The sequence below is a fragment of the Lysobacter oryzae DSM 21044 genome (assembly GCF_059568595.1).
The window spans coordinates 230602-256744 of sequence record NZ_JCANTQ010000012.1; the positions used below are offsets into that span (position 1 = coordinate 230602).

Below are 26143 nucleotides of genomic sequence, written 5' to 3' on the forward strand. Positions count from 1 at the left end.
ATTGCATGCGGAGCAGCGGGAAGGAGCAGCGAACTCCTCCACGCTGCGCGTGATCACCCCGAGATCGCCAGGCGTTCCTGGTGGTAGCGGCGCACCGCCGCGAACCACAGCACCGCGGCCACCGCGAAGCCGGCGGCGAGGTAGATGCCCCACACCTGCATCGGGATGAATTCGGCGCGGATCACCTTCAGCAGCAGCTGGTTCTGCGCCAGGAACGGCACCGCGTACTGCCACGGCTGCTCCTTCAGCGGGTTCACCATCAGCATGATCGAGGGCACCATCGGCAGCAGCATCAGCCACATCATGTGGCTCTGCGCTTCCTTCATGCTCTTCGCCGCCGCCGACAGGTAGGTGAGCAGCGAGGTGCCGATGAACAGCATCGGCACCAGCACCAGCAGCATCTTGCCCATCGCCATGAAGCTGACATCGACGGCGAGGCCGGCACTGCCGGAGAACTGCGCGGTCAGCTTGAACGCCAGCAGGGTCAGCAGCAGCGAGGCCACGCCCATCGCGCACGCGGCGGCGATCTTGCCGCTGACGATGGAACTGCGGGCCGACGGCGTCGCCAGCAGCGGCTCCAGCGACTGGCGTTCGCGCTCACCGGCGGTGGCATCCATGATCAGGTACGCGCCGCCGAGGAACGAAGTCAGGATCAGCAGGTAAGGCAGCAACGCCGCCGCCAGCGCACCGCGCTTGGCTTCCGCCGACGCCAGGTCGCGGTTGCCGATGCTCAACGGCCGGGTGATGCCCGGATCGATGCCGCGCGCGAGCAGGCGCAGGGTGCCGACCTGGTCGCGATAGGCTTCCAGCGCGCTGCGCAGGCGCGCCACCGGGATGTCCGCGGCCTTGCGCGTGCTGTCGGCGACGATCTCGAGCTTGGCCGCGTCGCCGCCGCGCCAGTGCTTGCCGTACTCGGCATCGATGCTGAGCGCGACGTCGACGTCCTGGCGCGCGATCGCCGCATCCAGGTCCTGCGGCGGCGCCACCGCCTTGATCCCGCGCGTGGCCAGGAACGCCACCAGGTTCGGCGCGCGCGCGGCGCCGATCACCGGCACTTCCAGCACCTTCTCCAGTTCGGTCTTGGCGCGGTTCTCGCCGAGCTTGCCGACGCCGAGCATCAGCACCGGATACAGCAGCGGGCCGAGCAGCAGCGCCAGCGCCATCGTGCGGCGATCGCGCGAGATGTCGCGCAGCTCCTTGCGCATCACCGCGAACAGCGTGGGCAGGAAGCCGGTCTTCATTGCGGTCGTGGTCATGCGTGCAGGCCCTCCTCCGAGCCGATGGCCTTGACGAAGGCGTCTTCCAGGTTGGATTCGCCGAACTTCGCCCGCAGCTCGTCGGCGGTGCCGGCCGCGACGACGTGGCCCTTGGCGATGATCACGATGCGGTCACACAGCGCGGCCACCTCCTGCATGATGTGGCTGGAGAAGATCACGCAGCGGCCTTCGGCCTTGAGCTGCTGCAGGAAGCCGCGCATCGCGCGCGTGGTCATCACGTCGAGGCCGTTGGTCGGCTCGTCGAGGATCACGTTCTTCGGGTCGTGCACCAGCGCGCGCGCGATCGCGGTCTTGGTGCGCTGGCCCTGCGAGAAGCCTTCGGTCTGGCGGTCGAGGATGTCGCCCATGTCCAGCGCCTTCGACAGTACCTCGGTGCGGCGGGCGATGTCCGCCTTGCCCATGCCGTGCAGCTCGCCGAAGTAGGCGATGTTCTCGCGCGCGGTCAGGCGCTTGTACACGCCGCGCGCGTCGGGCAGCACGCCGAGCGCGCGGCGCACGGCTTCCGGGTCGCGCGCCGCGTCGATGCCGTCCACATCGATGCGGCCCTGCTCGGGCTGCATCAGGGTGTAGAGCATGCGCAGCGTGGTGGTCTTGCCGGCGCCGTTGGGGCCGAGCAGGCCGGTGATTTCGCCGTCGCGGGCGCTGAAGCTGACGCCGTCCACGGCCTTCACCACGCCGGAGCGGGTCTTGAAAGTCTTGTGCAAGTCGGTTGCGTTGATCATGTGTGCAGTTCCCGGGTGAGCGCGCGGCTCACGGCTCCCAGCCGTTGAAGGAAGTGAAGGGCGGCACGTAGTTGAGGCTGTCGAGGCACTTGGCATCGAGCGCCTTCGCGTCCGCAGTCTCGAAGAAGCGGCCGAGCAGCTTGGGCATGCAGCCCAGGCTCATGCCGCCGTGGCCCTGGCCGCGCAGCACCAGGTGGCGTCCGTTCGGCAGGGTCTTCGCCACTTCGTCGCCGTACACCGGCGGCGTCACCGGATCGAGTTCGCCGGAAATCACCAGCACCGGCAGCGCGGTCTTCAGCGGCTGGGTGAAGTCGGCCGCTATCGCGCCGCGCGGCCACTGCTTGCACGCGGCGAAGAACATCCGCGCCATGTCGGCGCCGAGCACCGTACCGGCATCGGCCGGATCGGGCTGGTAGCGCGGCGCGTCCTCGGCGCAGATCACCGACCACTGCATGCCGCGGTTGAGCTGGTCGCTGACCTGGTTGCTCCAGAATTTCGCGATCGCCATCAGCGACTCGTAGCGGCCTTGTTCGGCCTCGCTCACCACCAGTGGCAGCAGCGACGACAGTTGCGGCACGTACGACACGCCGTGGGTCAGGCCGACCAGGGTGTCCGCGTTCAAGGTGTCCTGCTTGAGCTCGTGGGTGTCGGGGTCGCGGTAGCTCACCGCCACTGGTGCGGCGGCCAGGCGCGCCTTCAGGGTGTTGAGGCGGGCGAGCAGGTCGTGGCCGTCGCCGGCGAAGCGCGCCTTGCACGCCGGCACCTTCGCGCATTGCGCGTCCTGCTTGCGCAGCGCCGCTTCCAGCTGGCGCGCGAACTCGCCGCCGACGACCATCCGGTTGGGCGCCACGCCATCGAGGACCACGCTGCGCACGTGCTGCGGATAGTGCATCGCGTACTGCTGCGCTACCCGCGTGCCGTACGAGCCGCCGATCACGTTGATCTTGTCGCTGCCGAGCGCCGCGCGTACCGCGTCGAGGTCGGCGATGGCGTCGCCGGTGGTGTAGAAGCGCGGATCGGCGCGGCCCTGCAGCGATTTCAGGCACTGCGCGACGTAGGCGTCGAGCCGGGCTTCGTCGAGTTCGGCGGTCTCGTCGAACTTCAGCGGGCGGCCGTCCGGATCGCGGCAGTCGAGCGGATTGGAGCGGCCGGTCCCGCGCTGGTCGATCAGCACGATGTCGCGTTGCTTGCGCGCCTGGCCCAGGCCCTGGTCGACCGCGGCGGCGACCTCGGTCGCGGCCTGGCCCGGGCCACCGGCGAGGAAGAAGATCGGATCGGGGGTGCCGCCGTTCTTGCCCTCGGCCGGCAGCCACGCGATGTTGAGCGCGATGGTGCGCGCCTTTGGATGGGCGCGGTCTTCCGGCACCGGGAAGGTGGCGCACTGCGCCTCGAGCGGGGCGAAGCCCTGCTCGCTGGTCAGCACGCACGGCTTGAAGGCGATGCGGCCGAACTGGCGCAACGGGGTGGCGGCGCTGGCCGCGTGGCTGGCTGGCTTGGCAGGCGCGGCGTCGTCGCGCGAGGCGTGCAACTGGCGGTAGCCCAGCACGGCCAGCGCGCTCACGGCCAGGGCGATTCGAAACTTGGTGCGGGACATCGTGCGGGTTCCCTCTCAGTGCGATGTGCGTGGATGGATGCGGGCAAGCGGACTAGGGCTCGTCCGGCTGGAAGATGGACTCGATCGGCTTGCCGAACAGGCGCGCGATCCGGAACGCCAACGGCAGGCTCGGGTCGTACTTGCCGGTCTCCAGCGCGTTGATGGTCTGGCGCGATACCTCGAGCTGCTCGGCCAGTTCGCCCTGCGACCAGCCTTTGCGTTCGCGCAGGTCGCGCAGGCGGTTGTTCATGCGTAGCGCCGCGCGATGGCGATCCGGGCGATGCCGTAGAACAGGCACAGCGCCGGGAACACCCACAGCATCGCCGTGGCCGCGCCGATCGCGAGCATCTTCGCGCTCTGCAGGAAGCCGGCGGTCATGTAGACGGTGCTGACCATGCCTGCGGCCAGGCCCACCGATTCCAGCTCGATGCGCCGCTGGAGTTCGTCGGAATCGCGCACGTAGCGGCCGATGGCGCGGATCGCCAGGAACACCAGCAACGACGGCAGCAGGGCGATCGCGACCCGCAGCCACGGCAGCTCGAGGCTGCGCAGCAGCGGCTTCCACGCGAACATGACCAGCGCGTACGCGATCATCGGCGGGGCGAATTCGCGGTAGTAGCGCCGGGTCAGCGCCGGCGTGGCGACGTCACCGAAGCCGCCGGGCATGAACCAGAGCAACCCGGCGATGAACACGCCGGCCATGGTCAGGTGCGCGCCGACCCGGACCGGAGCGGCCGGAAGCGGCCAGTGCAGCCACGCCGTGCCCGCGGCGGCGACCCACGCCACCACGCAGGCGGCCAGGATCGCGATGGCGACGCGCCGGCACTGGCTCACGACGCGCGAGTCCTGGCGCGGGCGGGGCCGCAGGCGCGCAATGGCGGAGTAGCGGGGCGAAGGCGGGCGTGCGGCATCGGCGTCTGTCAAGGTTGCTTGACAGGCACGGTAGGCCGGCGCATCCGCGGTGTCAAGCGTCCTTTACACCGTGCCTGCCGGACAGCCGCTACTTGCTGCTGACGTACTTCTCGCGGCGGATCTGCGGCACCGGCAGGCCGTAGCCCTTCAGCGTCTCGAAGCAGGCGTCGACCATGTTCGGGTTGCCGCACAGGTAGGCGATGTCGGCCGTCGCATCCGGGGCGAACTCGGCGAGGAACTGCTGCACGTAGCCGTGGCGCACGTCGGCGTGCGCGTGCGGCGAATCCGCCGCGGGCAGTTCGCGCGACAGGCACGGCACGAAGCGGAAGTGTCCGGGGTGCTTGTCGGCGAACGCGCGGAACTCGTCGCCGTAGAGCAGCTCGGCGGGCGTGCGCGCGCCAAACAGCAGCACTGCCTGCACGCCGCGCTCGCGGATCTGGGCTTCCAGCTGCGGCAGCATCGAGCGGTAGGGCGTCACGCCGGTGCCGGTGCCGATCAGCAGGTAGCGCCGGTTGCTGTCCGCCGGCATCAGGCAGAAGCGCCCGAACGGCCCGCTGGCGTCGACGACTTCGCCGTCCTTGAGGCCCTCGAACAGCGCCGTCGCGGCGCCGCCGGCCACGTAGCTCACCGCGATCTCCACGCCCTCGCCCGGACCCAATGCATGGTCGTGGATGGTCGCCAGCGAATACGAGCGCTTGGTGGCGGTGCCATCGGCGTAGTTGAAGTGGACCTGGATGAACTGGCCGGGGATGAAGTCCAGTGGCTGCCCATCCCCGCGCACGAAGGTGTAGTGGCCGACGGTCGGCGCCAGCATGCGGCGCGAAACGAGCTTGAGCGGAAAGTGCTGGATGGCCACGTGCGGACGTTCTACCGGTCGGATGGAACACTGCGTGGCGAAGGCCTCGCCACCGGGCCGCCTATACTACCGGCAGCGAGCGCCGGAGGCGCCCGCCCCATCACGCCGCAGCCGCGCCACGCGCGGCGCAAGGCACGAAACGGGCCTTCCAATGACTGAACATTCCGCGGCCCCGGCCGCTCCCGCGCTGTCCGTCCGCGACCTGCGCAAGACCTACGACAACAAGGTCGAGGCGCTCAAGGGCGTGTCGCTCGACGTGAAGCCCGGCGACTTCTTCGCCCTGCTCGGCCCCAACGGCGCCGGCAAGTCGACCCTGATCGGCATTGTCAGCTCGCTGGTGAACCTGAGCGGCGGCAGCGTCTCGATCTTCGGTACCGACCTGCTCCGGCACCGCGACGAAGCCATGCGCATGATCGGGCTGGTGCCGCAGGAGCTGAACTTCAACATGTTCGAGAAGCCGCTCGACATCCTGGTGAACTACGCCGGCTTCTTCGGCGTCCCGCGCGAGCTCGCGCTGCAGCGCGCCGAGGAGGAACTGCGCCGCGCCCACCTGTGGGAGAAGGCGCAGATGATGAGCCGCACCCTGTCGGGCGGCATGAAGCGCCGGTTGATGATCGCGCGCGCGATGATGACCCGGCCGAAGCTGCTGATCCTCGACGAGCCCACCGCCGGCGTCGACATCGAGATCCGCCGCGGCATGTGGAAGACGCTGAAGGAAATCAACGCCGCCGGCACCACGATCATCCTCACCACGCATTACCTCGAGGAAGCCGAGAGCCTGTGCCGCAACCTCGCCATCATCGACAAGGGCCGGATCGTCGAGCAGGGGCCGATGAAGGCGCTGCTGGCCAAGCTCGACGTCGAAGGCTTCCTGTTCGACATCGACGGCACGCTGCCATCGTCGCTGCCCGAGATCGCCGGCACCACCATCCACGCCACCGATGACCACACCCTCGACGTGGAGATGCCGCGGGCGATGGATCTCAACCGCGTGTTCGCCACGCTCAACGACGCCGGCATCCGCGTGCGCTCGATGCGCACCAAGAGCAACCGCCTGGAGGAACTGTTCGTGCGCCTGACCAGCGAGAACCTGGACAAGAGCCCGCCGGTCAACGGCGTGCAGGTACAGCCGGAGCAGTCCGCATGAGCGCCACCGACCTGACCACCGAGGCGACCGCGGGCCAGCGCAACCTCACCGCCTACGGCACCATCGTGCGCCGCGAGGTGACGCGCATCCTGCGCATCTGGGGCCAGACCCTGGTGCCGCCGGCGATCACCATGACCCTGTACTTCCTGATCTTCGGCGGCCTGATCGGCCGCCAGATCCAGGCGATGGACGGGATCCGCTACATGGACTTCATCGTCCCCGGGCTGGTGATGATGAGCGTGATCCAGAACAGCTACGGCAACATCTCCTCGAGCTTCTTCGGCGCCAAGTTCGGCCGCCACGTGGAGGAGCTGCTGGTCAGCCCGATGCCCAACTGGGTGATCCTCGGCGGCTACGTCACCGGCGCGGTGCTGCGCGGGCTGATGGTCGGCACGATCGTGCTGGCGATCGGCATGCTGTTCACCCGCGTGAGCATGCCGCACCCGCTGATCACGCTCGTCACCGTGCTGCTGGGTGCGACGATCTTCTCGCTGGCCGGCTTCGTCAACGCGGTGTACGCGAAGAAGTTCGACGACATCGCCATCGTGCCGACCTTCATCCTCACCCCGCTCACCTACCTGGGCGGCGTGTTCTATTCGGTGAAGCTGCTGCCGGCGTGGGCCGAGGCGGCCACGCACCTCAATCCCGTGTTCTACATGGTCAACGCGTTCCGCTACGGCCTGCTCGGCATCAGCGACGTGTCGATGTGGACGGCGTTCGCGCTGATGCTGGCCTTCATCGTCGGCCTGAGCGCGCTCGCGCTGTGGCTGCTCAAGCGCGGCGTCGGCCTGCGCAGCTGATCCGGGCCTTGCGCCGCCACATCGTCGCTTCGGGCCGCGCCGCGTGCGCGCGCGGCTCGACCCACGTGCTGGTCGGCTACCGCGGCAACGCCGACGGCGCCAATCCCGGCGCGCGCAAACCGCGCCAAGGCTGATCCCGGTCGCGGGCCCGCTTGCGAGCCTCGTCGCCGGCTTGCGAGACTGGTGGCGAGGGCGTGGGGACGCCCAATCCCAGGGATCACGATGAAGCTGAAGTGGATGCTGCTCGGCCTGCTGGCCGTGGCAATGGGCGCGCATGCGCAGGACGCGTCGCCGCAGGCGCAGGAACAGGCCGCGCGCGCGATCGTCGCCGGCTTCCAGTGGCGCGACGGGCAGGTCGCGGTCGCCGAGGCCAAGGCGCGGTTCCAGCTCAACGACAACTTCCGCTACCTGGGCGCGGCCGATGCCCGCAAGGTGCTCGAGGACCTGTGGGGCAATCCTCCCGACGACAGCGTGCTCGGCATGGTCGTGCCCAAGGGCCGCGGCGTGCTCGACGACAGCGGCTGGGCGGTGGTGGTGACGTACTCCGACGAAGGCTACGTGTCCGACGAGGACGCGGCCAAGATCGACTACGCCGCCATGCTCAAGGACATGCAGGAAGCCGACAAGGACAACAACCAGGCGCGCAAGGAAGCCGGCTATCCCGCGCTGGAACTGGTCGGCTGGGCCGAACCGCCGCACTACGACGCGGCGAACAAAAAGTTGTACTGGGCCAAGGAGCTGCGCAGCGAAGGCTCCGACCACAACGCGGTCAATTACGACATCCGCGTGCTCGGCCGCCGCGGCTACCTCAGCCTCAACGCCGTGGCCCGGATGGACGAACTGGCCGAGGTGAAGAGCGGGATGCAGCAGCTGCTGCCGATGGTCGAGTTCGACGCCGGCTCGCGCTACGCCGACTACGACAAGGGCACTGACAAGGTGGCCGCGTACGGGTTGGCGGCACTGATCGGCGGCGGCATCGCCGCCAAGGCGGGCCTGTTCGCCAAGCTCGGCGCGCTGCTGCTGGGCCTGAAGAAGCTGTTGCTGCCGCTGGTCGTGCTGGCCGGCGCGTTCTTCAAGAAGATCGCCGGGCTCTTCTCCCGCAAGAAGGGCGCCACCGGCGTCGTGAGCTGACCCACCCCTACGGCGCGACCTTCGTAATGCCGGCGCGCGATTCCCGTATTCCAAGGCAAGGGTGCCGGGAACGGCCCGGCGCCATCCGCACGGATCGCTGCCATGAACATCCGCGTTCTTCCCTGCCTGCTGCTTGCGGCGCTGGCGCCCGGCGCGGCCGCGGCGCCGCCGCAACCGGCGCCCATCGTGGTGAGTTGCCAGCAGCACGACTGGCCGACACTCAAGCGCGTGGCCCAGGAAGTCGGCGTGACCGCACTGGATCCGGTGCCGCGCGTGCGCAAGCGCGCCATCCTCGCGGGCCTGCGCGCCTGCCGGCATGGCGCCGACGACATCGTGCTCGTATTCGATGCGGCGCGTAACCCGCGCATCGCCCAGGCCGACGCGCGCTAAAGCGGCCGTGCCGCGACCCGTCCAGCCGGGCGGGTTGTCCCGTGCAACGCGTCGTGCCCGACGCAAACGGAGAATCCCATGCGAGTCCAGGTCCTGATCCTCGCCGCCGTGCTGCCGCTGGCCGCGGCCGCCGCGCCCCCGCGCACGCCCACGCTCTCCGACGTCCACGCGATGGCGCCGGACGCGAGCGTGCAGGTCAACTGCCGCTACGCCGAGTGGCCGACGCTGCGCCAAGTGGCGCGCTACCTCGGCCACGACGACCCGGCGGCCACCGCGCCGATGCGGCGCGACATCGTGAAGCAGGGACGGCAGGCCTGCGATGCGGGCGCCACCCACGTCCTCGTCGAGTTCTACCGCGGCCGCGGCGACCGCGAGGTCGCCGTGCAGTACCGGCCGTGACGCCGGACGCGCTGTAATTTCCGCCGGGATTCCCCGAATCGATCAATAGGACGCCGCGCCCGCGGCGTCCACGGGTATTTCCGCCCATCGGAGGCGACCATGAACGCCCACACCCCGTTTTCCCGTGGCGCCAGGCGCGTCGTGGCCGTCGCATCCGCATGCGTGGCCCTGCTGGCGTGGTCGGCGCAGGCGCAGACACCGCGCACCCAGACCGAGCCGGTGCAGGTCGCCGGTGTCCGCATCGTGATCAATTGCGCGCGCCCGGCCTTGCCCAAGCAGCAGGCTTTTGCGCAACTCGCCGGCATCGACAACTTCAGCCAGGCCTACGCGGCGCGCGCCAAGGCGATGATGCAGACCCAGCACGAATGCCAGCGCGGCTACAGCGCCGTGGAACTGGTCCAGGTCGCGCCACGGCGCCCGGAGTTCGTGGCGCTAGCGCTGCGGTAAGCCGAAGAACGCGCGCGCGGTAGCGGTGCTGTTGGCCGCCGCCGTCGCCACGGACTCGCCGCGGTCGCGCGCGAGTTCCTCGACGATGTGCGCCAGGTAGAAGGGCTCGTTGCGCCGGTGCGACGGCGCCGGCTTGACCGTGCGCGGCAGCAGGTAGGGCGCATCGGTTTCGATCATCAGGCGCTCGGCCGGAATATGTTTCACCAGGTCGCGCAGGTGTTGGCCGCGGCGCTCGTCGCACAGCCAGCCGGTGATGCCGATGTGCCAGTCGCGGTCGAGGTAATCGAACAACTCCGCGCGCGTGCCGGTGAAGCAGTGCACCACCGCCGGACCGATACGGCCCTCGAAGTTGCGCATCATCGCCATGAAATCGGCGTGCGCGTCGCGCTGGTGCAGGAACAGCGGCTTCTTCCGGCCGCCCACCGTGACATCCGCGGCGATCTGCAGTTGCAGCTCGAACGCGCGCCGCTGTGCCGGCCGCGGCGAGAAGTCGCGGAAGTAATCCAGGCCGCACTCGCCCACCGCCACGACTTCGGCATGCGTGTGCAGCGCGCGCATCTCGGCGTCGCACTCGTTGGTGTATTCGCTGGCGTGGTGCGGATGCACGCCGGCGGTGGCGAACAGTTCGCCCGGGTGCTGCTTGGCCAGCTTCAGCGCCAGCGGCGAGTGCTCGCGCGAGGCGCCGGTCAAGATCATCTGCACCACGCCGGCGTCGCGTGCGCGCTGCAGCACCGCATCGCGGTCGTGGTCGAAGGAGTCGTGGGTGAGGTTGGCGCCGATATCGATCAGTTGCATCGGCCAATTGTAGCGATCCAGCGCAAGTGCCTTGGCGCGCGGCGGGCGCGTTGGCGACCGGGCAGCAGCGCAGGGTGAGGACAGGCGCGACAGTGGTCCGCGCACAGCGGGCTGCGCGCAACTGGTTGATCGGCGGTTTGGATCTGCCCCGCGCGCAACGCAAGCAGGTCAGGCACTGGACGCGCCGCAGGCGCCTTATCCTTTCCCGGTGAATCGCCCCGCCTTTCCCATCGACGACCTGCTGCCGCGCGTGCTCGCATCGCTGGCGAACCATCCGCGCCTGGTGCTGGAAGCGCCGCCCGGCGCGGGCAAGACCACCCAGGTACCGCCGGCGCTGCTCGACGCGCCTTGGCTGGCAGGCAGGAAGATAGTGATGCTGGAGCCGCGTCGTGTCGCCGCACGCGCCGCCGCCACCTTCATGGCCCGGCAGCGCGGCGAGGAACCCGGCGGCACCGTCGGCTACCGCATCCGCTTCGAGAACAAGGTGTCGGCCGCGACCCGGATCGAAGTCGTCACCGAAGGCATCCTCACCCGCATGATCCAGGACGATCCCACCCTGGAGCACGTCGGCGCTTTGCTGTTCGACGAATTCCACGAGCGCCACCTGTCCGCCGACCTCGGCCTGGCGCTCGCGCTCGACGTGCAGGCCTCGCTGCGCGAGGACCTGCGCATCGTGGTGATGTCGGCGACGCTCGACGGCGAACGTCTCGCCGCCTTCCTCGACGCACCGCGCCTGAGCAGCGCCGGGCGCAGCTACCCGGTGACGGTCGCGCACTTCCCCGGCAAGCGCGAGGAAGCGCTCGAACACCACACCCGACGCGCGGTCGAACACGCGCTCGCGCAGCATCCGGGCGACGTGCTGGTGTTCCTGCCCGGCCAGCGCGAGATCGCGCACACCGACGCCGCGCTCGCCGCCAGCGCGGCGGCGCGCCAAGCCGATGTGCTGCAGTTGCACGGCGACCTGCCGGTCGAGCAGCAATCGCGCGTGCTGCAGCCCGATCCGGACGGGCATCGTCGCGTGGTGTTGGCGACCAACGTCGCCGAGTCGAGCGTGACCCTGCCCGGCGTGCGCGTGGTGATCGACAGCGGCCTCGCGCGCGAGCCGCGCTACGACCCCAACAGCGGCTTCGCCCGCCTCGACGTGGTCAACATCGCGCAGGCTTCCGCCGACCAGCGCGCCGGCCGCGCCGGTCGCGTCGCCGAAGGCTGGGCCTACCGGTTGTGGCCGGAATCGCAACGCCTGGAGCCGCAGCGCCGCGCCGAAATCGCCCAGGTCGAACTGGCCGGGCTGGCGCTGGAACTGGCGGCGTGGGGCGACGCCAACCTGCGCTTCGTCGACGCGCCGCCAAGCGGACCGCTGGCGGCCGCGCGCGAACTGCTGCAGCGCCTGGGCGCGCTCGATGGCGGCGCGATCACGCCGCTGGGCAAGCGCATGCTCGCGCTGGGCACGCATCCGCGCCTGGCGGCGATGCTGCTGGCGCCGACGAGCACGGACGAGCGCGCGCTGGCCTGCGACCTGGCCGCACTGATCGAGGCGCGCGATCCATTGCGGCCGTCACCGGGCAAGTCGCGCTCCGACGCCGTGGCCGAACGCTGGCAGGCCTTGGCGGCGTTCCGCAGCGGCCGCGTGCCCGCCGACGCTTCGCGCTCGGCGCTCGCCGCGCTCGACCAGGCGGCGCGGCAATGGCGCCGCCGCCTGCGCGTCGATGCGCCGCCGTCGTCCGACCTGCCGGCGCACGCGCTGGGCGACGTGCTCCTGCACGCGTATCCGGATCGCATCGCGCGCCAGCATCCCGCGGACCCCTACCGCTACCAGCTCGCCAACGGCCGCAGCGCGAAACTGTTCGACGACAGCGCGCTGTACGGCGAGCCGTGGCTGGTGATCAGCGAACTGCGCGACGAGGCGCGCGACGCCCGCATCCTGCGCGGCGCGCCGCTGGACGAGGCGCGCCTGCAGCGCGAATTCCCGCAGCGCTTCGTCAGCGAGGATCGCGTGGTGTGGGACGCCAACACCCGCGGCATCGCCGCCGTGCGCGAGCGCCGCTACGACCGCATCGTGCTGGAAAGCAAACCGTTGGCGAAGCCGGATCCGTCGCGTTACGCCGACGCCCTGGTCGATGCGGTGCGACAGCTGGGCCTCGCGGCGTTGCCGTGGACCGACGCGCTAACGCAGTGGCGCACGCGCGTGCGCTGCCTGCGCGCGTGGATGCCGGAGCTGGAGGCGCTGCCGGACCTGTCCGACACGGCGTTGCTGGCGACGCTCGACACCTGGTTGAAGCCGGCGCTGTCCGGCAAGACCCGGCTGGATGCGCTGGACGAACAGGCGCTGGGCGAAGCGCTGAAGTCGCAGGTCGGCTGGTCGCAGCGGCAGACGATCGACGCGCTGGCGCCGACGCGGATCGTCGTGCCCTCGGGCATGGAGCGGCGGATCGAGTACGGCTTCGATGCCGGCGCCAACGACGGCGAAGGCGCACCCGCCGCGCCCGTGCTCGCGGTGAAGTTGCAGGAGTTGTTCGGCCTGGCCGACACGCCGCGCATCGCCGACGGCCGCGTGCCCCTGACCCTGCACCTGCTCTCGCCCGGCGGCAAGCCACTGCAGATCACCCGCGACCTGCGCAGCTTCTGGGATCGCACCTATCCGGAAGTGAAGAAGGAGATGAAGGGGCGCTATCCGAAGCATCCGTGGCCGGATGACCCGTGGAGCGCGACCGCGACCCATCGGGCGAAACCGCGCGGCACCTGATGCTCTGCCCGCAGCGGCGTTGTAACGCGTCGCGCTCACGGGGTTGCGGCGGCGCGACCGCGCGCTCGGTGGAGCGGAACCGCCACGCATCGGCCGAAGCCGCGCGGCACGATGCGGCGCGCGGCGCCGCTACACTCGCCGGATGACTCCATCGCCGCTGCCTTCCGCCGAGTTCCTGCCGTTCAAGCTCGATCCGGTCGCACGCCGCGTGCTGCTGGTCCGGTTGGATGCGGAACAACGGCGCGCGGCGGCGTTCCTCGACGAGCGTGCGCTGCCGGCCCACGCCGATGGCGGCTGGGTCGGATGGGATGCGCTGCTGTCCCAGCCACCGGCCACCGGAGCGGCGGCCGACGCGATCTTCCACATCGGCCATTGCGGCTCGACCTTGCTCAGCCGGCTGCTCGACAGCTGGCCCGGCGTGCAGGGCCTGCGCGAGCCGCTGCCGCTGCGTACGCTGGCCGAAGCGTGGCCGCACCTGGCCGCCGTGGATTCGCGCCTGTCGCCCGAGGAGGCGCCGCGATTGCTGCAGTGCCTGTGGACGGCGTGGTCGCGACCCTTGGCCGGGCATGCCCGCACGGTGATCAAGGCGACCAGCAGCTGCAATGGCCTGATCGCGCCACTGTTCGCGCAGCTGCCCGGCGTGCGCGCGCTGCTGCTGGACATGCCGTTGCGGCCGTACCTGGCCACGCTGCTGAAGTCGCCCGATTCGGTGCGCGATGCGGCGGCGGCGGCCGGCGAACGCCTGCGCCACCTGCGCGCATGCGGCTTCGCCGAGGACACCGCGCTGCACGCGCTGTCGCTGCCGCAACAATGCGCGATGGGTTGGCTGGCCGAGCGCTCGCGCTTTCATGGGCTCGCGCAGGCGCACCCGGACCGCAGCCTGCGCGTGGATTTCGAGCGCCTGCTGGCGCAACCGGAGAGCGTGCTCGGCCAGATCGCCACGCACCTGGCACTCGATCCCGCCGGCGTGGCGGCGGCCATGCAGGCGCCGGCCTGGGGGCGTTACGCCAAGGCGCAGGACCACGGCTACGGCCGCGAAGATCGTGCGCACGACCTGGCCCTGGCGCTGCGGCGCCATGCCGATGAGATCGACGCGGGCGAGGCGTGGGTGGATGCGCAGCTGCGGCGCTATCCGCGGTTGCAGGCGCTGCGGTGACGGCGGCTCAGGTATCCGCCCACATCCGGAAGAGATTGGTCTTCAGCGATTCCAGCAGGACCTGCAGGCGCGGATCGCCGGGGGCCGCGCCGCGCGCGGCGATCGCGCGCGCTTCGTCCAGCTGCACCAGCAATTCGCGCTGGCTGGCATCGGCGATCCAGCTGTGCAGCCAGGTGATCGCGGCGAAGCGCACGCCGCGCGTGACCGGCGCGACCTGGTGGATGGTGGTGGACGGATACAGGATCGCGTCGCCGGCGTTGAGCTTGTAGGCGAGTTCCTGCGCGCCGAGCTGGATCACCAGCTCGCCGCCGTCGTAGTCGGCGGGATTGTTGAGGAAGATCGTGCACGACAGGTCGCTGCGCATCGGCGGCGTCGACGGAAACAGCGCCTCGTCCACGTGCCAGCCGTAGGTCATGCCCGGCTCGTAGCGCACGACCGTGGAACGGGCGACGGTGCGCGGCATCGCGTACATGCGCAGGTCGGGGTGCCGGGCCAGCGCGTCGCGCGCCAGCTGCGCGATGCGCGCATTGACCGGGTCTTCCTGCGACGCCTGCAGGTTGCGTTTGACGCCCGAGGCCTGGTTGGTCATGCGCCCGTCGGCGAACGAGACCTGCGGCAGCCACTCGCGCACCGTCTGCAGTTCCGCGGCGTTCAGGACTTGGGGCAGGAGACGGATCATGGCGTCGGCAGGCGATGGAATGGCACCGATGATCGGCGCTGGCCGCGCCCGCGGCAACCGCTCACGCCAAGTCAACGAATCGCGGGGGAGACTGGCCCCCGGTTTGCAGATGCAGTGAGGGCGGCGATGAACAGGATCGAAGCGATTTCCGGACGCGCATTGGAGCTGGCCAGCACGATGGGCGACAACGTGCGCCACGCGTTGCCCAAGGCGGGCCAGCTGCTCGACGCGGGCGCCAAGCTGGGCGTGCTCAAGACCGGCGCGCGCGTCGCCGGCAAGTTCGCGCGCCGCAATCCGGCGATGATCGCAGCCGCGCTCGCCGGCGCGGGCCTGCTCTGGTACGCCGCGCACCGCCGCGCCAAGCGCGCGGAGCAGGGCGAGGAGCGCGGCACCATCGAAGGCAGTGCTCGCCGGGTCGAGGCGAAGCGCGGCAATGGCGCCCGGCGCGCGCGCGCGCCGCGCAAGAGCACGCGGGGCAGCGCGCCCACCGCGTCGCACTGAACCCATCGCAGCAACAACGGGCGGCTTGCATCGCCGCTTTGATCAGCGCGCCGGCACGGCCTGCGGGTGCGCCGCCATCGCGGCCTCGGGCAGTTCGATCACGAACTGCGCGCCGCCACCCTCGCGCGCTTCGTACCAGAGTTCGCCACCGGCCTTGGTGATGATCTGCTTGGCCAGCGACAGGCCCAGGCCATGGGAAAGGCCGTCGCTGCGCTCCTGCAGGCGTGTGAACGGCTTGAACAGCAGCCGCTGCTGCGAAGGCGAGATCCCCGGGCCGCGGTCGGCGACGATCAGTTGCCAGTAACCGGGCGCACCGCTGCGCACGGCAAGCGTCAGCTCGCTGTCGGGGGCGTACTTGAGCGCGTTGGACACCAGGTTCTCCGCGACCTGGCGCAGCACGCGCTCGTCGATGCGCACGTGCACCTCCACCGGCGGCGGCGCGGTGACCACGCGGATGCCGCGCGCTTCCAGCTGCATCCCGTAGCGGCGCAGCAGCCAATCGAGGGTGTCGGCGAGGCCGGCGCGCAGGTCGGCGGGCGCGGTCGCCGCGCCCATGCTGGTCTCGAGGTATTCGCGGATGTAACCCAGCGCGTCCTGCGCGCTTTCATGGATTACCGCGAGGTAGTGCGGAATGCGCTCGGGGCGGCAGCCCTCGGCGGTCAGCAGGTCGCTGGCGAACAGCACGCTGCTGAGCGGATTCTTCAGGTCGTGGGCGACCAGGTTGACGAGTTCCTCGCGTTCGCGGGCGACGCGTTCGAGGCGGTCGCGGGCGAGCTTGAGGCCGATGTGCGCGTTGACCCGCGCGAGCAGTTCCTCGGGCAGGAAGGGCTTGGTGACGTAATCGACCACGCCCGCTTCGAACGCGCGCAACAGCATGTCGCGGTCCTGCGCGGCGGTGACGAACACCACCGGCGCCACCGGCGGCGGCAGCGCCTGCAGCGCCTTGAGCACGTCGAAGCCGTCCATGCCCGGCATGATCATGTCGAGCAGGATCAGGTCCGGCGCGGTTTCGCGATAGCGGGCCAGGGCTTCCTCGCCATTGTTGGCGACCACCACTTCATAGCCCTGGCGCGACAGCAGGCTGCTGACCACGCGCAGGTTCACCGGCTGGTCGTCGACGACAAGGATGCGACCGTTTGGGGCGACGTAACTCATCGGGTGGCGTGAAGCCGAATCCTCCTGGACGCCGGTCGGGAATGCACCGTAGCAGAATGCCGGAGGCGCGCGGAGCGCGCCGTTTCCAAACCTGAACTAGTCAGCTTTCTCTGATCAGCGACGTGAAACCAGCGTGAGCTACAGCGCCCGCCACTGCCCCGGAGCCAGCCCGGCGAGGCCATGCGGGCCCACCGCCACCCGCACGAGCCGCAGGGTCGGCAGGCCGACCGCCGCGGTCATGCGCCGGACCTGGCGGTTGCGGCCCTCGCCGATCGTCAGTTCCAGCCACCCATCGGGCACGCTCTTACGGAAGCGCACCGGCGGATCGCGCGGCCACAGCGCCGGCGCCTCGATGCGGCGGACCTGCGCGGGACGGGTGCGGCCATCGTTGAGCTCGACCCCGGCCCGCAGGGCGGCCAGCTGCGCCGCGTCGGGATCGCCTTCGACCTGTACCCAATAGGTCTTGGGCTGCTTGTGCCGCGGGTCGGTGAGGCGGTGGGCGAGGCCGCCGTCGTCGGTGAGCAGCAGCAGTCCTTCGCTGTCGTAATCGAGCCGGCCCGCCGCATACACGCCGGGCGGGAGGCCGAACCCGGCCAGCGTGGGCCGCGCCGGCGTGCTGCGGTCGGTGAACTGGCACAGCACGCCGTAGGGTTTGTTGAAGGCGATGAGCATCGGATGCAGGTGCGACCCGGCCGGGGCTCGGCAACATCGGCCGCCGCGGCGGTGCGCGCCGGGCCGCCGTCAGTCGCGGCGCGGCTTGCGGAAGCGCAGGGTCATGCGGTCGCTCTCGCCGATCGCCTTGTACTTGGCATCGTCGGCCGGGTCATGGTTGTTGCTCGGCGGCAGCGTCCACACGCCGTTGGGATGGTCGGTGCTGTCCTTCGGGTTGGCGTTGATCTCGCTCCTGGCCTCGAGCACGAAGCCGGCGCGGGTCGCGTAGTCGATCACCAGCGCCTCGGTGAGATAACCGGACTTCTTCATCGTCTCCAGGTCGGTGCCGGGCTTGGCGCGATGGTCGACCACGCCGAGCGTGCCACCCGGCTTGAGCACGTCGAAGAACGCCTTGAAGTACGCATCGGCGGTGGCGTCGGCGACCCAGTTGTGGGCGTTACGGAAGGTCAGCACGACATCGGCCGAACCCGCCGGACCAAACTGCGGCGCCATCGGATCGAACGCGCGCAACGCCGGGTCGCGGTAGGTGCCCGGCGCAGCGGCCAGCTTGGCCCGCAACTCCTTGTTGAGGCGATAGCGATACGCGGGCTGGTTGGGAATCGCGTCATCGGGGATGGCGGCCACGTACTGGCCGTTGGCGCCGAGCAGCGGCGCCAGGATTTCCGTGTACCAGCCCGCGCCCGGGGTGATCTCGATCAGCGTCTGCTCCGGGCGAACGCCGAAGAAGCGCAGGGTTTCGAGCGGATGCCGGTACACGTCGCGCGCGACGTTCTTCGGATCGCGCGACGAGGCCTGCACCGCGCCCTGCAGTTGCGCGTCCGTGGCATCGGCCGTCGCGGCGCCTGCGTCTGCGTTTTCGCCGGCGGTTGCAGGAGCGCGTGCCGGCGCGGCGGCGCAGGCGGCGAGGACGGCGGCAAGCAGGGCGGCAAGCGGCAGGCGGTTCATGCGGAGCTCCATGCGGGGAATGCGCGCAGCCTACCCGCCGGCGCTGGGAGCTGCCATCGCAGGCATTGTCCGCAGCGTTGCGCCGGCGCGGCTAGCGCCCCGCGCGTCGGCGCGTCATGGACTTGCCGTCCGCGGGCGCGGCGGGCGTCTTGCCGGTGGCGTGCGCGCGCACGCACTCGGCCGATGCGGCGTAGTCGTGCGCTTCCTGCAGCAGCCACGCGCGGAACGCGAGCAGGCCGCGATGGCGCGCGGAACGCTCGGGAAACACCAGGTAGTGCGCGAACTCCGCCTTCAGCCGCTCGTCGAACAACGTCACCAGGCGCCCGGCCTCGACCATCGGCCGCGTCAGCGTGAGCCGGCCCAGGGCGATGCCCAGGCCTTCCACCGCGGCGCGATGCAGCGTTTCGGAATCGTCGAAGTTGGCGACGAAGCGCTTGGGCGGCGTGCCACCGAACTGCGCGAACCAGTCGCTCCAGCGCCCGCCCGGCGCACCCAGCAGCGGGAACTCGCCGAGGGTTTCCAGGCACGGCAGGCCCAGGCGCGCGACCAGCTCCGGGCTGACCGTGGGCGCCACCCAGTCGTCGAACAGGTGCACCGCGTGCAGGCCCGGCCATTCGCCCGGCCCGTAGCGCAGGCCGGCGTCGATGTCGGTCTGGCGCTCGAAGTCGACCTTGTTCACCGTCGACTGCAGGTTGATCTCGATCTGCGGGTGCGCCGCGAGGAAGCGCGGCAGGCGCGGCACCAGCCAGCTGGAGGCGAACGAGGGCATCAGCGTGATCGTCAGGACGTCGTCGCGGCGCGCGCGGTACGGCTGCAGCGCGTGCTCGATCGCGTCGAAGTGCGGCGCCACCCGCTCGAACAGCGATTGCCCGTCCGCCGTGAGCTCGACTCCGCGCGCCACCCGCACGAACAGGCGCTGGCCCAGGCGCTCCTCCAAGCCGCGGATCTGGTGGCTGAGCGCGCTCACCGTCAGGTGTAGCGACTCGGCGGCGCGCGACAGGTTGCCCATGCGCGCGGCCGCGACAAAACCCTGCAGGGCGTGCAACGGCGGCCGGCTCATCTTGAATCCCATTCAACGATGGCTTGCAGAATGGTCGCTTTTTCAGGGTCTTTCAAGGGTCTAGATTTCATTTCACTCAAAGCAGGGCCGATCTGGCCGAGGAGTGGGAAATGAACATCTGGACCGGATTGCTGTTCCTGGACGGGGCCGTCACCGACGTGGCGCTGGCCCGCGAACTGGCCGATGACCACGTCGCCGCCGCCCCCCGCGCCGACGCCTGCGCCGCCACGCGCGAGCCAACGGCGGCCAACACCTTCCAATGCGCGCCGGAGCGCGCGCTCTGACCCTACGCTTTCCGGGAGACGACCATGAACCTGTTCAAGGGCCTGCTGTACCTGATCGAGAACGACCAGCCGGCGTCGCCGGTGCTGATCGAGGCGCCGCACTACGGCGCCGCCACCGCCGCCAACGAGTTCGCGGGCGAGCTCGGCAACCGCGCCGCCTCGCAGCGCCGCTTCGGCGCCCGCGTGGAAGGCGTCGGCGAGGCGCCGCGGCGCGCCGCCGGCGGCAGCCGCTGAGCCCGCGCTTCACGCAACTGCAAGACCGCTGGCACGGCGGCGTCATCAAACCCGGCGACGCTGCGCCGCACAGTCCGCGCCAGGGATGGCGACGCGGACCAGCGATTCCCCACGGAGCCCCAGCGATGAACCTGTTCACCAGTGAGTTGTTCAGCGGCGCGATGCTGCAGCACGACCGGCCGCGCCCGTCGCGCGGCTACCGCGAGCCCCTGTTCGCCATGCGCTACGGTCGCCGGCGCGCGGACCGCGCCGAGCCGTCCGCGCTGCAGCTGCTCCCGGCCCTGATCGTGCGCATCCGCGCGCCGCGCTCCCCGCACGATTACGGCCGCGCGGCGTAAGCGCTCGCGGCGCGGCGCGACCGCCAGCCCGGGATCGCGGCGCGCCGCGGAAGGCGAGCGGTTTCCCCAATCGCGGCGCCGTCCACCTGCCTTCGTGCGGCGGCCCGCGCCCCACTCCACCGGTCCGCCTTCCCGCGCCGCCAAGCCGCGCGATGTTCCGCCGTTCACGCGGAGTCGTTACGATCGCGGCGTGGCGGAAAACGCCGCGTCTGCGTGCCGGGGAAGCGCAATGAAGCTGAGGTTGATCGTCCTGCTGTCGGTGGCCTTGGGCCTGGTCAGCGGTGCCTTCCTGTATTCGCTGCTGTCGGTGAAACAGCACCAGAAGGAACTCGTGGCCGCGCGCGCGCAGGGCCGGGCCGATGCCGAGAAGGCGATGGCCGACGAACTGGCCGCGCTCAAGCCGGTCGTGCTCACGCGGGTCGCCAACGCCGAGAGCAAGCCCGACGGCGTCCACTTCGGCTACGAATACGTCAAGCCGAAGAACCCCGAGCTCGAACCGTTCTACAAGCTCGCCCACGAAGGCGATCTGCTGCACCACCTGCCCGAGATCCAGGCCATCGACGGCCTGCTGATGCTGCCGCGGCCGATCAAGTTCGTGATGGCCGAATGCCGCGAACCCAACGCCTTCTACATGCCCGAGCGCAGCGAAGTGGTGATGTGCTACGAGACCATGCAGGTGCTGCTCGAGCGCGGCCAGAAGCTCGCGAAGGAGCAGGACCTCGGCGACGACTACCCGCAGCAGTACCTCGCCGCCAACCTGCGCTTCATCCTGCTGCACGAGACCGGCCACGCCCTGATCGACATGCTGGAGATCCCGATCACCGGGCGCGAGGAGGACGCGGTCGACCAGCTCGCCACCACGCTGATGCAGCGCTTCGCCGGCATGAACGAATCCTCGCGCCAGGTCAGCGACAACCTGCGCATGGCCTCGAACTGGTTCCTCGCCCGCAGCACCGGCCAGTACAACCTCGACGCCTACGCCGACGAGCACGCGCTGGGCGAGCAGCGCTACTTCAACCTGCAGTGCCTGGTGTACGGCAGCAACCCGGCGCGCTACGTCGGCATCGTCACCGAAGGCGACCTGCCCGAGGCCCGCGCCAAGACCTGTCCGGCCGAGGCGCGCCGCGTCAACAAGTCGTGGCTGCGCCTGCTGCTGCCGCACGTGGCGCCCAAGTACGAGATGACCGAGGAAAAGGCCAACCGCCTGTTCGAGCAGCGCGAACGCGAGCGCAACCGCAACGCGGAAGTCCCGTATGTGCGCTGAGCCGGCCAGGCGCGCGCGGCTCGTGGCCTTCGCGCTCGCGGCGGCATTCGCGACGTTGCCACCGGTGGTGCGCGCGGCGAGTGCCGGGGAAGGCATCGTCCTGGTCGACGTCGACGTGTCGCAACTCAACAATCGTGGCAACCCGACCGGCTACGCCGCGGGTTACCTCGAGTTCCGGGTGAAGAACATGCAGACCGGGCGGAAGTACGCGAGCCCGCCGTCCTCCGACCACCATCCCGCGCTGCTTCGGTTGCCCGCGGGCACGTACTGCCTGCCCTCGGTGGCGCTCGCCTTCAGCGAACCGCTGCAGTACTGCCGAGCGCCGTTGTTCTCGGTCCGTGCCGGCGCCGTGAGCAACATCGGGCGCTGGCGATTCGGCGTTTCCCACGACACGGGAAGCTACCGCCTGATGGCGGCATTCGAAGACCAGGAGCGGTTGACGCAACAGGCGATCGAGCACTACCCGCAGCTGTTCGAGGGCGAGTAACCCGCGGCGGGCGGCCGCCCGACGCGCCTCATCGCGAGGCCGGCGGCCCGATCATCGCCGCCGGTGCCACGTAGACATTCGACTGTCCGTTGAACACCGGCGCAGCTTCGCCCAGCCATCCCGGCTTGCGCATGCTGGCAAAGCGCAGGGTGCGGCCGTCGGCCGAGAACGACGGCGTGAAGTCGAAGGCGTTGGAGTTGAGCGGCGAGGGCAGGCGCATGGCGGCGGACCAGCCGGCGCCTTCGCGCACGGCCGCGAACAGGTCGCCGTCCTTGCTGTCGCCGCGGATGCTCCAGAACAAGGCCACGCGGCCGTCCGGCGACAAAGTGAGGTCGCCCTGCGCCTGGCCGTCGTTGAACGGGGCACCCAACGGCTGCGGCGCCGCGAAACCCGCGCCGTCCACGCGCGCGCGATAGATCGACAGCCGCGCCGGCCCGCCCGGCCGGGTGCTGTTGAAATACAGCCAGCCGTCGTGCACTTCCGGGCCCAGTTCCTGGCCGGCGCTGGCGACGGCGGAAAGATGCTCGGGTGCGCCGAAGCCATGCGCCGTCACCGCCACGCGCCACACGTCGAGGTCGCCGCGTGGCGCCCCGCCCTGCAGCGGGCGGTTGGAGACGAAGTACAGCGTCGTGCCGTCCGGGGTGAGCCAGGGATCGGAGTCGCTGTAGCGCGGATCCGAGAACGGCACCGGTTGCGGCGCGCTCCAGCGTTCGCCATCGCGCCGCGCCGTCCAGATCTGCGCCTGCTTGAACTCCGGTTGCGAGCGCGCAAACACCAGCCGCGTTTCGCGCGCGTCGAGGCTCAGGTTGTAATCGTTGCGATCGCCGGACAGCCAGCCGGCACCCGCGAGGCGCGCGACCCCAGCGGCGGCCGCGGGCAGCCGCGGTGCGTCGGTGGCGACCTCCATCGCCGGCAGAGTCGCGTCCGCGCCGGCGCGCACCTGGCTGAAGCGGCCGCCGCGCACCATCTTCTCGGCTCCGACCACCTCGAACGCCATCGGCCACTGCACGCCGCCGACATCGCGATAGTCGAACTCGCGCGCCCGCAGCCCGCCGTCGAAACGGTTCTCGACGATGCGTTCGGTCGCCGGGTCGAGCTCGACTTCGAAGGCCGCCGCGTCCGTCGGCGCGATACGGATGCGGCCCGCGCCGGCATCCGAGTAGGTGGTGCCGCGATCCTGCAGCAGGGCAAGGAAGTTGTAGGCGACGTGTTGGCGCGCTGGCGCGGCCAGTGCGTCGCCGAGGAATTCCCACTGCCCGGCACTGCGCCGCCACGTCCCATCGGGACCGGACCAGGTTTCGGACGGCGCCGCCGGCGCCGCGTCGCGCATGTACAGCTGGCGCAGTTTCGGCAACAACACGTAGTCGGCCGCGCGCTGCGTCCGCCCGGCGCGATCGACCACCTGCAACCGGTATTCGAAGCGTTGCACCGCATCCACCGCGGCCCCGCCCAGCCCCGACTTCAATCGTGTTGCGAGCGAAGCGTCCTGCGCGAGCACGCCGACGGTGAATCCACCCAGGAGCAGGAAGACGGGAAGCTGGCGCATGGAGGCAATGGCACGGCGGGGGAGCGCGCACGATGCGCGAAGCCACGCCCGCGGGCATGTGACCTACGACAGGGGGACCTACGTCACGCCCCTTACCGCCAGCGAAGTGCAAGCAGCACGACCATGCGCCAACAAGAAGGCCCGGCATGCGCCGGGCCTTCCGTTCCAACCGGTTCGCGTTACAGCGCCGCGAGCGCCGCGTTGAACGTCGCGCTGGGCCGCATCGCCGTGGCCAGCTTGCCCATGTCCGGCTTGTAGTAGCCGCCGATCTCGACCGGCTTGCCCTGCACCGCGATCAGTTCCTCGACGATCTTCGCTTCGTTCTGCGTCAGCGCCTGCGCCAGCGGCGCGAACTTCGCCTGCAGTTCGGCGTCGGCCGTTTGTTCCGCCAGCGCCTGCGCCCAGTACATCGCCAGGTAGAAGTGGCTGCCGCGGTTGTCGATCGTTCCGAGCTTGCGGCCCGGCGACTTGTCGTTGTCGAGGAACTTGGCGTTGGCCGCGTCGAGTGCGTCGGCGAGCACCTGCGCGCGCGGGTTGCCGGTGTGGTTGGCCAGGTGCTCGAGCGAGGCGGCCAGCGCGAGGAACTCGCCGAGCGAATCCCAGCGCAGGTAGTCCTCCTGCACGAACTGCTGCACGTGCTTGGGCGCGCTGCCGCCGGCGCCGGTCTCGAACAGGCCGCCGCCGGCCATCAGCGGCACGATCGACAGCATCTTGGCGCTGGTGCCCAGCTCCATGATCGGGAACAGGTCGGTGAGGTAGTCGCGCAGCACGTTGCCGGTGCACGAGATCGTGTCCTGGCCGGCGCGGATGCGCTGCAGCGAGAACTTCATCGCGTCCACCGGCGACATGATGTGGATTTCCAGGCCGCTGGTGTCGTGGTCCTTGAGGTAGCGCTGGACCTTGGCGATCACGTTGCGGTCGTGGGCGCGCGCGCCATCGAGCCAGAACACCGCCGGCGTGTGCGACAGGCGCGCGCGGTTCACCGCCAGCTTGACCCAGTCCTGGATCGGCGCGTCCTTGGTCTGGCACATGCGCCAGATGTCGCCGGCGGCGACCTTGTGTTCCATCAGCACCTGGCCGGCGTCGTCGCTGACCCGGACCACGCCGTCGACCTCCAGCTGGAAGGTCTTGTCGTGGCTGCCGTATTCCTCGGCCTTCTGCGCCATCAGGCCGACGTTGGGCACCGAGCCCATCGTCGCCGGATCGAACGCGCCGTTGGCCTTGCAGTCCTCGATCACCGCCTGGTAGATGCCGGCGTAGCAGCGGTCGGGGATGACCGCCTTGGTGTCCTGCAGCTTGCCCTGCGCGTTCCACATGCAGCCCGAGTCGCGCAGCATCGCCGGCATCGAGGCGTCGACGATCACGTCGCTGGGCACGTGCAGGTTGGTGATGCCCTTGTCGGAATTGACCATCGCCACGCCCGGGCGCTGCGCGTACAGCGCGGCGATGTCGGCCTCGATCGCCGCGCGTTCGGCTTCCGGCAGCGAGGGCAGGCGCGCGTACAGATCGCCGATGCCGTTGTTGGCGTCGAAGCCGACCTGTTCCAGCGCGCGGGCATGCTTGTCCAGCACCGGTGCGTAGAAGCGCCTGACCGCCACGCCGAACATGATCGGGTCGGAGACCTTCATCATCGTCGCCTTCAGGTGCAGCGAGAACAGCACGCCGCGCGCCTGCGCGTCGGCGATCTGCGCGTCGACGAACTCGCCCAGCGCCGTGGTGCTCATCACCGCGGCGTCGACCACTTCGCCGGCCTTCACCTTCAGCCCGGTCTTGAGCATCTGGCTGCGGCCGTCGCTGCCGACGAACTCGATCTTCAGCGTGGTCGCGTCACCGATCACCGCGGACTGTTCGCTGCCATAGAAGTCGCCGTCGGCCATGTGCGCGACATGCGACTTCGAATCGCTGCGCCACGCGCCCATCTTGTGCGGATGCTTGCGCGCGTACGCCTTCACCGACGCCGGCGCGCGGCGGTCGGAGTTGCCTTCGCGCAGCACCGGGTTCACCGCGCTGCCCTTGATCCGGTCGTAGCGGGCCTTGATCTCGTTGTCGCGCTCGCCGCGCGGTTCTTCCGGGTAATCCGGCAGCGCGTAGCCCTGCGCCTGCAGTTCCTTGATCGCCGCCAGCAGCTGCGGCACCGAGGCGCTGATGTTGGGCAGCTTGATGATGTTGGCGTCCGGCGTGGTCGCCAGCTGGCCGAGTTCGGCGAGGTCGTCGGCGATCTTCTGCTCGTCGCGCAGGAACTCGGGGAACTGCGACAGGATCCGCCCGGCGAGCGAGATGTCGCGGGTTTCCACGGCGACCCCGGCGGTGCCGGTGTAGGCCTCGATGATCGGCAGCAGCGACGCGGTGGCCAGGAACGGCGCCTCGTCGGTCAGGGTGTAGAGGATCTTCGGGGCGCGGTTCGCGGTGTCGGACATGAGTGGGGCTCGCTGGCTCGTCGGTATACGGAAGAAGGGGGCGGCATCGGGGCCGCGCGCCGGCGGCGCGGGCCGCGGGCAGGAGACCCGCCATTGTCGCGGTTCAGCTCGGCGGGGGCAAAGCCGCGGCGACCGCACGGGCGCGTACGCGGAGAGCCCGTCCGCGTCGGCTGTGCGCCTGCGTTTGCTTGA

Annotated in this window: 29 protein-coding genes; 15 read left to right on the top strand and 14 right to left on the bottom strand. The window is 70.2% G+C overall.

What is annotated here, in order from left to right:
• Positions 1 to 53: 53 nt before the first annotated feature.
• The 6 genes from BP05_RS11525 to BP05_RS11550 all read right to left on the bottom strand — a co-directional run bounded on the left by BP05_RS11525 (position 54) and on the right by BP05_RS11550 (position 5361).
• Complete coding sequence (locus tag BP05_RS11525) at positions 54 to 1256, bottom strand: ABC transporter permease (protein WP_496363543.1); 1203 nt, start codon at positions 1254 to 1256, stop codon at positions 54 to 56.
• Entirely contained in the window at positions 1253 to 1999 is a 747-nt protein-coding gene (locus BP05_RS11530) for an ABC transporter ATP-binding protein (protein ID WP_496363545.1), read from the bottom strand. The genes BP05_RS11525 and BP05_RS11530 overlap by 4 nt, the downstream gene beginning before the upstream one ends.
• Before the next feature lie 28 nt (positions 2000 to 2027).
• Positions 2028 to 3593, bottom strand: coding sequence for an alpha/beta hydrolase (locus tag BP05_RS11535; protein ID WP_496363547.1), 1566 nt, complete (start codon positions 3591 to 3593; stop codon positions 2028 to 2030).
• A 52-nt stretch (positions 3594 to 3645) separates the two neighbouring features.
• Complete coding sequence (locus BP05_RS11540; RefSeq protein WP_496363549.1) at positions 3646 to 3843, bottom strand: helix-turn-helix transcriptional regulator; 198 nt, start codon at positions 3841 to 3843, stop codon at positions 3646 to 3648.
• Positions 3840 to 4427 carry a hypothetical protein gene (locus BP05_RS11545; protein WP_496363551.1) on the bottom strand — a complete coding sequence of 196 codons (588 nt, stop codon included), beginning with the start codon at positions 4425 to 4427 and terminating at the stop codon, positions 3840 to 3842. Before BP05_RS11545 ends, BP05_RS11540 begins: the two co-directional genes overlap by 4 nt.
• Before the next feature lie 166 nt (positions 4428 to 4593).
• On the bottom strand, positions 4594 to 5361 hold the full coding sequence (locus BP05_RS11550; protein ID WP_496363553.1) for a ferredoxin--NADP reductase: 768 nt from the start codon (positions 5359 to 5361) through the stop codon (positions 4594 to 4596).
• 151 nt (positions 5362 to 5512) lie between these two features.
• Between BP05_RS11550 and BP05_RS11555 the strand changes: the two genes are divergently transcribed.
• The 7 genes from BP05_RS11555 (at position 5513) to BP05_RS11585 (ending at position 9675) form a co-directional block, all read left to right on the top strand.
• Complete coding sequence (locus BP05_RS11555; protein WP_496363555.1) at positions 5513 to 6508, top strand: ABC transporter ATP-binding protein; 996 nt, start codon at positions 5513 to 5515, stop codon at positions 6506 to 6508.
• A complete protein-coding gene (locus tag BP05_RS11560; RefSeq protein WP_496363557.1) occupies positions 6505 to 7308 on the top strand; it encodes an ABC transporter permease in 804 nt (267 codons plus the stop codon). Before BP05_RS11555 ends, BP05_RS11560 begins: the two co-directional genes overlap by 4 nt.
• 8 nt (positions 7309 to 7316) lie before the next feature.
• Positions 7317 to 7442, top strand: coding sequence for a hypothetical protein (locus tag BP05_RS11565; RefSeq protein WP_496363559.1), 126 nt, complete (start codon positions 7317 to 7319; stop codon positions 7440 to 7442).
• Positions 7443 to 7530: 88 nt separating this feature from the next.
• A complete protein-coding gene (locus tag BP05_RS11570) occupies positions 7531 to 8439 on the top strand; it encodes a DUF2167 domain-containing protein (protein ID WP_496363561.1) in 909 nt (302 codons plus the stop codon).
• A 102-nt stretch (positions 8440 to 8541) separates the two neighbouring features.
• A complete protein-coding gene (locus BP05_RS11575; RefSeq protein WP_496363563.1) occupies positions 8542 to 8829 on the top strand; it encodes a hypothetical protein in 288 nt (95 codons plus the stop codon).
• A gap of 78 nt (positions 8830 to 8907) precedes the next feature.
• Complete coding sequence (locus BP05_RS11580; RefSeq protein WP_496363565.1) at positions 8908 to 9228, top strand: hypothetical protein; 321 nt, start codon at positions 8908 to 8910, stop codon at positions 9226 to 9228.
• Positions 9229 to 9327: 99 nt separating this feature from the next.
• The gene (locus tag BP05_RS11585) at positions 9328 to 9675 is read left to right on the top strand and encodes a hypothetical protein (protein ID WP_496363567.1); all 348 of its coding nucleotides are present in this window, start codon (positions 9328 to 9330) and stop codon (positions 9673 to 9675) included.
• Here the strand turns inward: BP05_RS11585 and BP05_RS11590 are convergent.
• Positions 9661 to 10470: a TatD family hydrolase gene (locus BP05_RS11590; RefSeq protein WP_496363569.1), complete on the bottom strand. Its 810-nt coding sequence runs from the start codon at positions 10468 to 10470 to the stop codon at positions 9661 to 9663. The genes BP05_RS11585 and BP05_RS11590 overlap by 15 nt on opposite strands.
• 208 nt (positions 10471 to 10678) lie before the next feature.
• On the opposite strand from BP05_RS11590, the gene hrpB reads away from it, so the two are divergent.
• Together hrpB and BP05_RS11600 are read left to right on the top strand one after the other, a co-directional pair.
• Positions 10679 to 13213 (top strand): ATP-dependent helicase HrpB, encoded by a 2535-nt coding sequence (hrpB, locus tag BP05_RS11595; protein WP_496363571.1) that lies wholly within the window; start codon positions 10679 to 10681, stop codon positions 13211 to 13213.
• A 142-nt stretch (positions 13214 to 13355) separates the two neighbouring features.
• Entirely contained in the window at positions 13356 to 14369 is a 1014-nt protein-coding gene (locus BP05_RS11600) for a sulfotransferase (protein WP_496363573.1), read from the top strand.
• 7 nt (positions 14370 to 14376) lie between these two features.
• Here BP05_RS11600 and BP05_RS11605 read toward each other — a convergent pair whose 3' ends face one another.
• Positions 14377 to 15048 carry a Fe2+-dependent dioxygenase gene (locus BP05_RS11605; RefSeq protein WP_496363575.1) on the bottom strand — a complete coding sequence of 224 codons (672 nt, stop codon included), beginning with the start codon at positions 15046 to 15048 and terminating at the stop codon, positions 14377 to 14379.
• Between the two features lie 126 nt (positions 15049 to 15174).
• Between BP05_RS11605 and BP05_RS11610 the strand changes: the two genes are divergently transcribed.
• Positions 15175 to 15549, top strand: coding sequence for a hypothetical protein (locus BP05_RS11610; protein ID WP_496363577.1), 375 nt, complete (start codon positions 15175 to 15177; stop codon positions 15547 to 15549).
• Between the two features lie 42 nt (positions 15550 to 15591).
• On the opposite strand, the gene BP05_RS11615 is transcribed toward BP05_RS11610, so the two are convergent.
• From BP05_RS11615 to BP05_RS11630, 4 genes are all read right to left on the bottom strand, one after another.
• A complete protein-coding gene (locus BP05_RS11615; protein ID WP_496363579.1) occupies positions 15592 to 16704 on the bottom strand; it encodes a hybrid sensor histidine kinase/response regulator in 1113 nt (370 codons plus the stop codon).
• A 138-nt stretch (positions 16705 to 16842) separates the two neighbouring features.
• Positions 16843 to 17376: a pseudouridine synthase gene (locus BP05_RS11620; protein WP_496363581.1), complete on the bottom strand. Its 534-nt coding sequence runs from the start codon at positions 17374 to 17376 to the stop codon at positions 16843 to 16845.
• Between the two features lie 69 nt (positions 17377 to 17445).
• Positions 17446 to 18321, bottom strand: coding sequence for a class I SAM-dependent methyltransferase (locus BP05_RS11625; RefSeq protein ID WP_496363583.1), 876 nt, complete (start codon positions 18319 to 18321; stop codon positions 17446 to 17448).
• 91 nt (positions 18322 to 18412) lie between these two features.
• On the bottom strand, positions 18413 to 19381 hold the full coding sequence (locus BP05_RS11630) for a LysR substrate-binding domain-containing protein (RefSeq protein ID WP_496363830.1): 969 nt from the start codon (positions 19379 to 19381) through the stop codon (positions 18413 to 18415).
• 110 nt (positions 19382 to 19491) lie between these two features.
• Between BP05_RS11630 and BP05_RS11635 the strand changes: the two genes are divergently transcribed.
• The 5 genes from BP05_RS11635 to BP05_RS11655 all read left to right on the top strand — a co-directional run bounded on the left by BP05_RS11635 (position 19492) and on the right by BP05_RS11655 (position 21988).
• Positions 19492 to 19665: a hypothetical protein gene (locus BP05_RS11635; RefSeq protein ID WP_496363585.1), complete on the top strand. Its 174-nt coding sequence runs from the start codon at positions 19492 to 19494 to the stop codon at positions 19663 to 19665.
• A 24-nt stretch (positions 19666 to 19689) separates the two neighbouring features.
• Positions 19690 to 19899 (top strand): hypothetical protein, encoded by a 210-nt coding sequence (locus tag BP05_RS11640; RefSeq protein ID WP_496363587.1) that lies wholly within the window; start codon positions 19690 to 19692, stop codon positions 19897 to 19899.
• A 125-nt stretch (positions 19900 to 20024) separates the two neighbouring features.
• On the top strand, positions 20025 to 20237 hold the full coding sequence (locus tag BP05_RS11645; protein WP_496363589.1) for a hypothetical protein: 213 nt from the start codon (positions 20025 to 20027) through the stop codon (positions 20235 to 20237).
• A gap of 229 nt (positions 20238 to 20466) precedes the next feature.
• On the top strand, positions 20467 to 21501 hold the full coding sequence (locus tag BP05_RS11650) for a DUF4344 domain-containing metallopeptidase (RefSeq protein ID WP_496363591.1): 1035 nt from the start codon (positions 20467 to 20469) through the stop codon (positions 21499 to 21501).
• Positions 21491 to 21988 (top strand): hypothetical protein, encoded by a 498-nt coding sequence (locus BP05_RS11655; protein ID WP_496363593.1) that lies wholly within the window; start codon positions 21491 to 21493, stop codon positions 21986 to 21988. The genes BP05_RS11650 and BP05_RS11655 overlap by 11 nt, the downstream gene beginning before the upstream one ends.
• 28 nt (positions 21989 to 22016) lie before the next feature.
• Here BP05_RS11655 and BP05_RS11660 read toward each other — a convergent pair whose 3' ends face one another.
• Together BP05_RS11660 and BP05_RS11665 are read right to left on the bottom strand one after the other, a co-directional pair.
• Complete coding sequence (locus tag BP05_RS11660; RefSeq protein WP_496363595.1) at positions 22017 to 23534, bottom strand: hypothetical protein; 1518 nt, start codon at positions 23532 to 23534, stop codon at positions 22017 to 22019.
• A gap of 179 nt (positions 23535 to 23713) precedes the next feature.
• Positions 23714 to 25951 carry an NADP-dependent isocitrate dehydrogenase gene (locus BP05_RS11665; protein ID WP_496363597.1) on the bottom strand — a complete coding sequence of 746 codons (2238 nt, stop codon included), beginning with the start codon at positions 25949 to 25951 and terminating at the stop codon, positions 23714 to 23716.
• Between the last annotated feature and the right edge of the window lie 192 nt (positions 25952 to 26143).

What these genes read in the sequence shown, in the direction of transcription:
- BP05_RS11525 (WP_496363543.1), bottom strand. Translation starts at nt 1,256, where the DNA reads ATGACCACGACCGCAATGAAGACCGGCTTCCTGCCCACGCTGTTCGCG.
- BP05_RS11530 (WP_496363545.1), bottom strand. Translation starts at nt 1,999, where the DNA reads ATGATCAACGCAACCGACTTGCACAAGACTTTCAAGACCCGCTCCGGC.
- BP05_RS11535 (WP_496363547.1), bottom strand. Translation starts at nt 3,593, where the DNA reads ATGTCCCGCACCAAGTTTCGAATCGCCCTGGCCGTGAGCGCGCTGGCC.
- BP05_RS11540 (WP_496363549.1), bottom strand. Translation starts at nt 3,843, where the DNA reads ATGAACAACCGCCTGCGCGACCTGCGCGAACGCAAAGGCTGGTCGCAG.
- BP05_RS11555 (WP_496363555.1), top strand. Translation starts at nt 5,513, where the DNA reads ATGACTGAACATTCCGCGGCCCCGGCCGCTCCCGCGCTGTCCGTCCGC.
- BP05_RS11560 (WP_496363557.1), top strand. Translation starts at nt 6,505, where the DNA reads ATGAGCGCCACCGACCTGACCACCGAGGCGACCGCGGGCCAGCGCAAC.
- BP05_RS11570 (WP_496363561.1), top strand. Translation starts at nt 7,531, where the DNA reads ATGAAGCTGAAGTGGATGCTGCTCGGCCTGCTGGCCGTGGCAATGGGC.
- BP05_RS11575 (WP_496363563.1), top strand. Translation starts at nt 8,542, where the DNA reads ATGAACATCCGCGTTCTTCCCTGCCTGCTGCTTGCGGCGCTGGCGCCC.
- BP05_RS11580 (WP_496363565.1), top strand. Translation starts at nt 8,908, where the DNA reads ATGCGAGTCCAGGTCCTGATCCTCGCCGCCGTGCTGCCGCTGGCCGCG.
- BP05_RS11585 (WP_496363567.1), top strand. Translation starts at nt 9,328, where the DNA reads ATGAACGCCCACACCCCGTTTTCCCGTGGCGCCAGGCGCGTCGTGGCC.
- BP05_RS11590 (WP_496363569.1), bottom strand. Translation starts at nt 10,470, where the DNA reads ATGCAACTGATCGATATCGGCGCCAACCTCACCCACGACTCCTTCGAC.
- BP05_RS11600 (WP_496363573.1), top strand. Translation starts at nt 13,356, where the DNA reads ATGACTCCATCGCCGCTGCCTTCCGCCGAGTTCCTGCCGTTCAAGCTC.
- BP05_RS11605 (WP_496363575.1), bottom strand. Translation starts at nt 15,048, where the DNA reads ATGATCCGTCTCCTGCCCCAAGTCCTGAACGCCGCGGAACTGCAGACG.
- BP05_RS11610 (WP_496363577.1), top strand. Translation starts at nt 15,175, where the DNA reads ATGAACAGGATCGAAGCGATTTCCGGACGCGCATTGGAGCTGGCCAGC.
- BP05_RS11615 (WP_496363579.1), bottom strand. Translation starts at nt 16,704, where the DNA reads ATGAGTTACGTCGCCCCAAACGGTCGCATCCTTGTCGTCGACGACCAG.
- BP05_RS11620 (WP_496363581.1), bottom strand. Translation starts at nt 17,376, where the DNA reads ATGCTCATCGCCTTCAACAAACCCTACGGCGTGCTGTGCCAGTTCACC.
- BP05_RS11625 (WP_496363583.1), bottom strand. Translation starts at nt 18,321, where the DNA reads ATGAACCGCCTGCCGCTTGCCGCCCTGCTTGCCGCCGTCCTCGCCGCC.
- BP05_RS11630 (WP_496363830.1), bottom strand. Translation starts at nt 19,381, where the DNA reads ATGAGCCGGCCGCCGTTGCACGCCCTGCAGGGTTTTGTCGCGGCCGCG.
- BP05_RS11635 (WP_496363585.1), top strand. Translation starts at nt 19,492, where the DNA reads ATGAACATCTGGACCGGATTGCTGTTCCTGGACGGGGCCGTCACCGAC.
- BP05_RS11640 (WP_496363587.1), top strand. Translation starts at nt 19,690, where the DNA reads ATGAACCTGTTCAAGGGCCTGCTGTACCTGATCGAGAACGACCAGCCG.
- BP05_RS11645 (WP_496363589.1), top strand. Translation starts at nt 20,025, where the DNA reads ATGAACCTGTTCACCAGTGAGTTGTTCAGCGGCGCGATGCTGCAGCAC.
- BP05_RS11650 (WP_496363591.1), top strand. Translation starts at nt 20,467, where the DNA reads ATGAAGCTGAGGTTGATCGTCCTGCTGTCGGTGGCCTTGGGCCTGGTC.
- BP05_RS11655 (WP_496363593.1), top strand. Translation starts at nt 21,491, where the DNA reads ATGTGCGCTGAGCCGGCCAGGCGCGCGCGGCTCGTGGCCTTCGCGCTC.
- BP05_RS11660 (WP_496363595.1), bottom strand. Translation starts at nt 23,534, where the DNA reads ATGCGCCAGCTTCCCGTCTTCCTGCTCCTGGGTGGATTCACCGTCGGC.
- BP05_RS11665 (WP_496363597.1), bottom strand. Translation starts at nt 25,951, where the DNA reads ATGTCCGACACCGCGAACCGCGCCCCGAAGATCCTCTACACCCTGACC.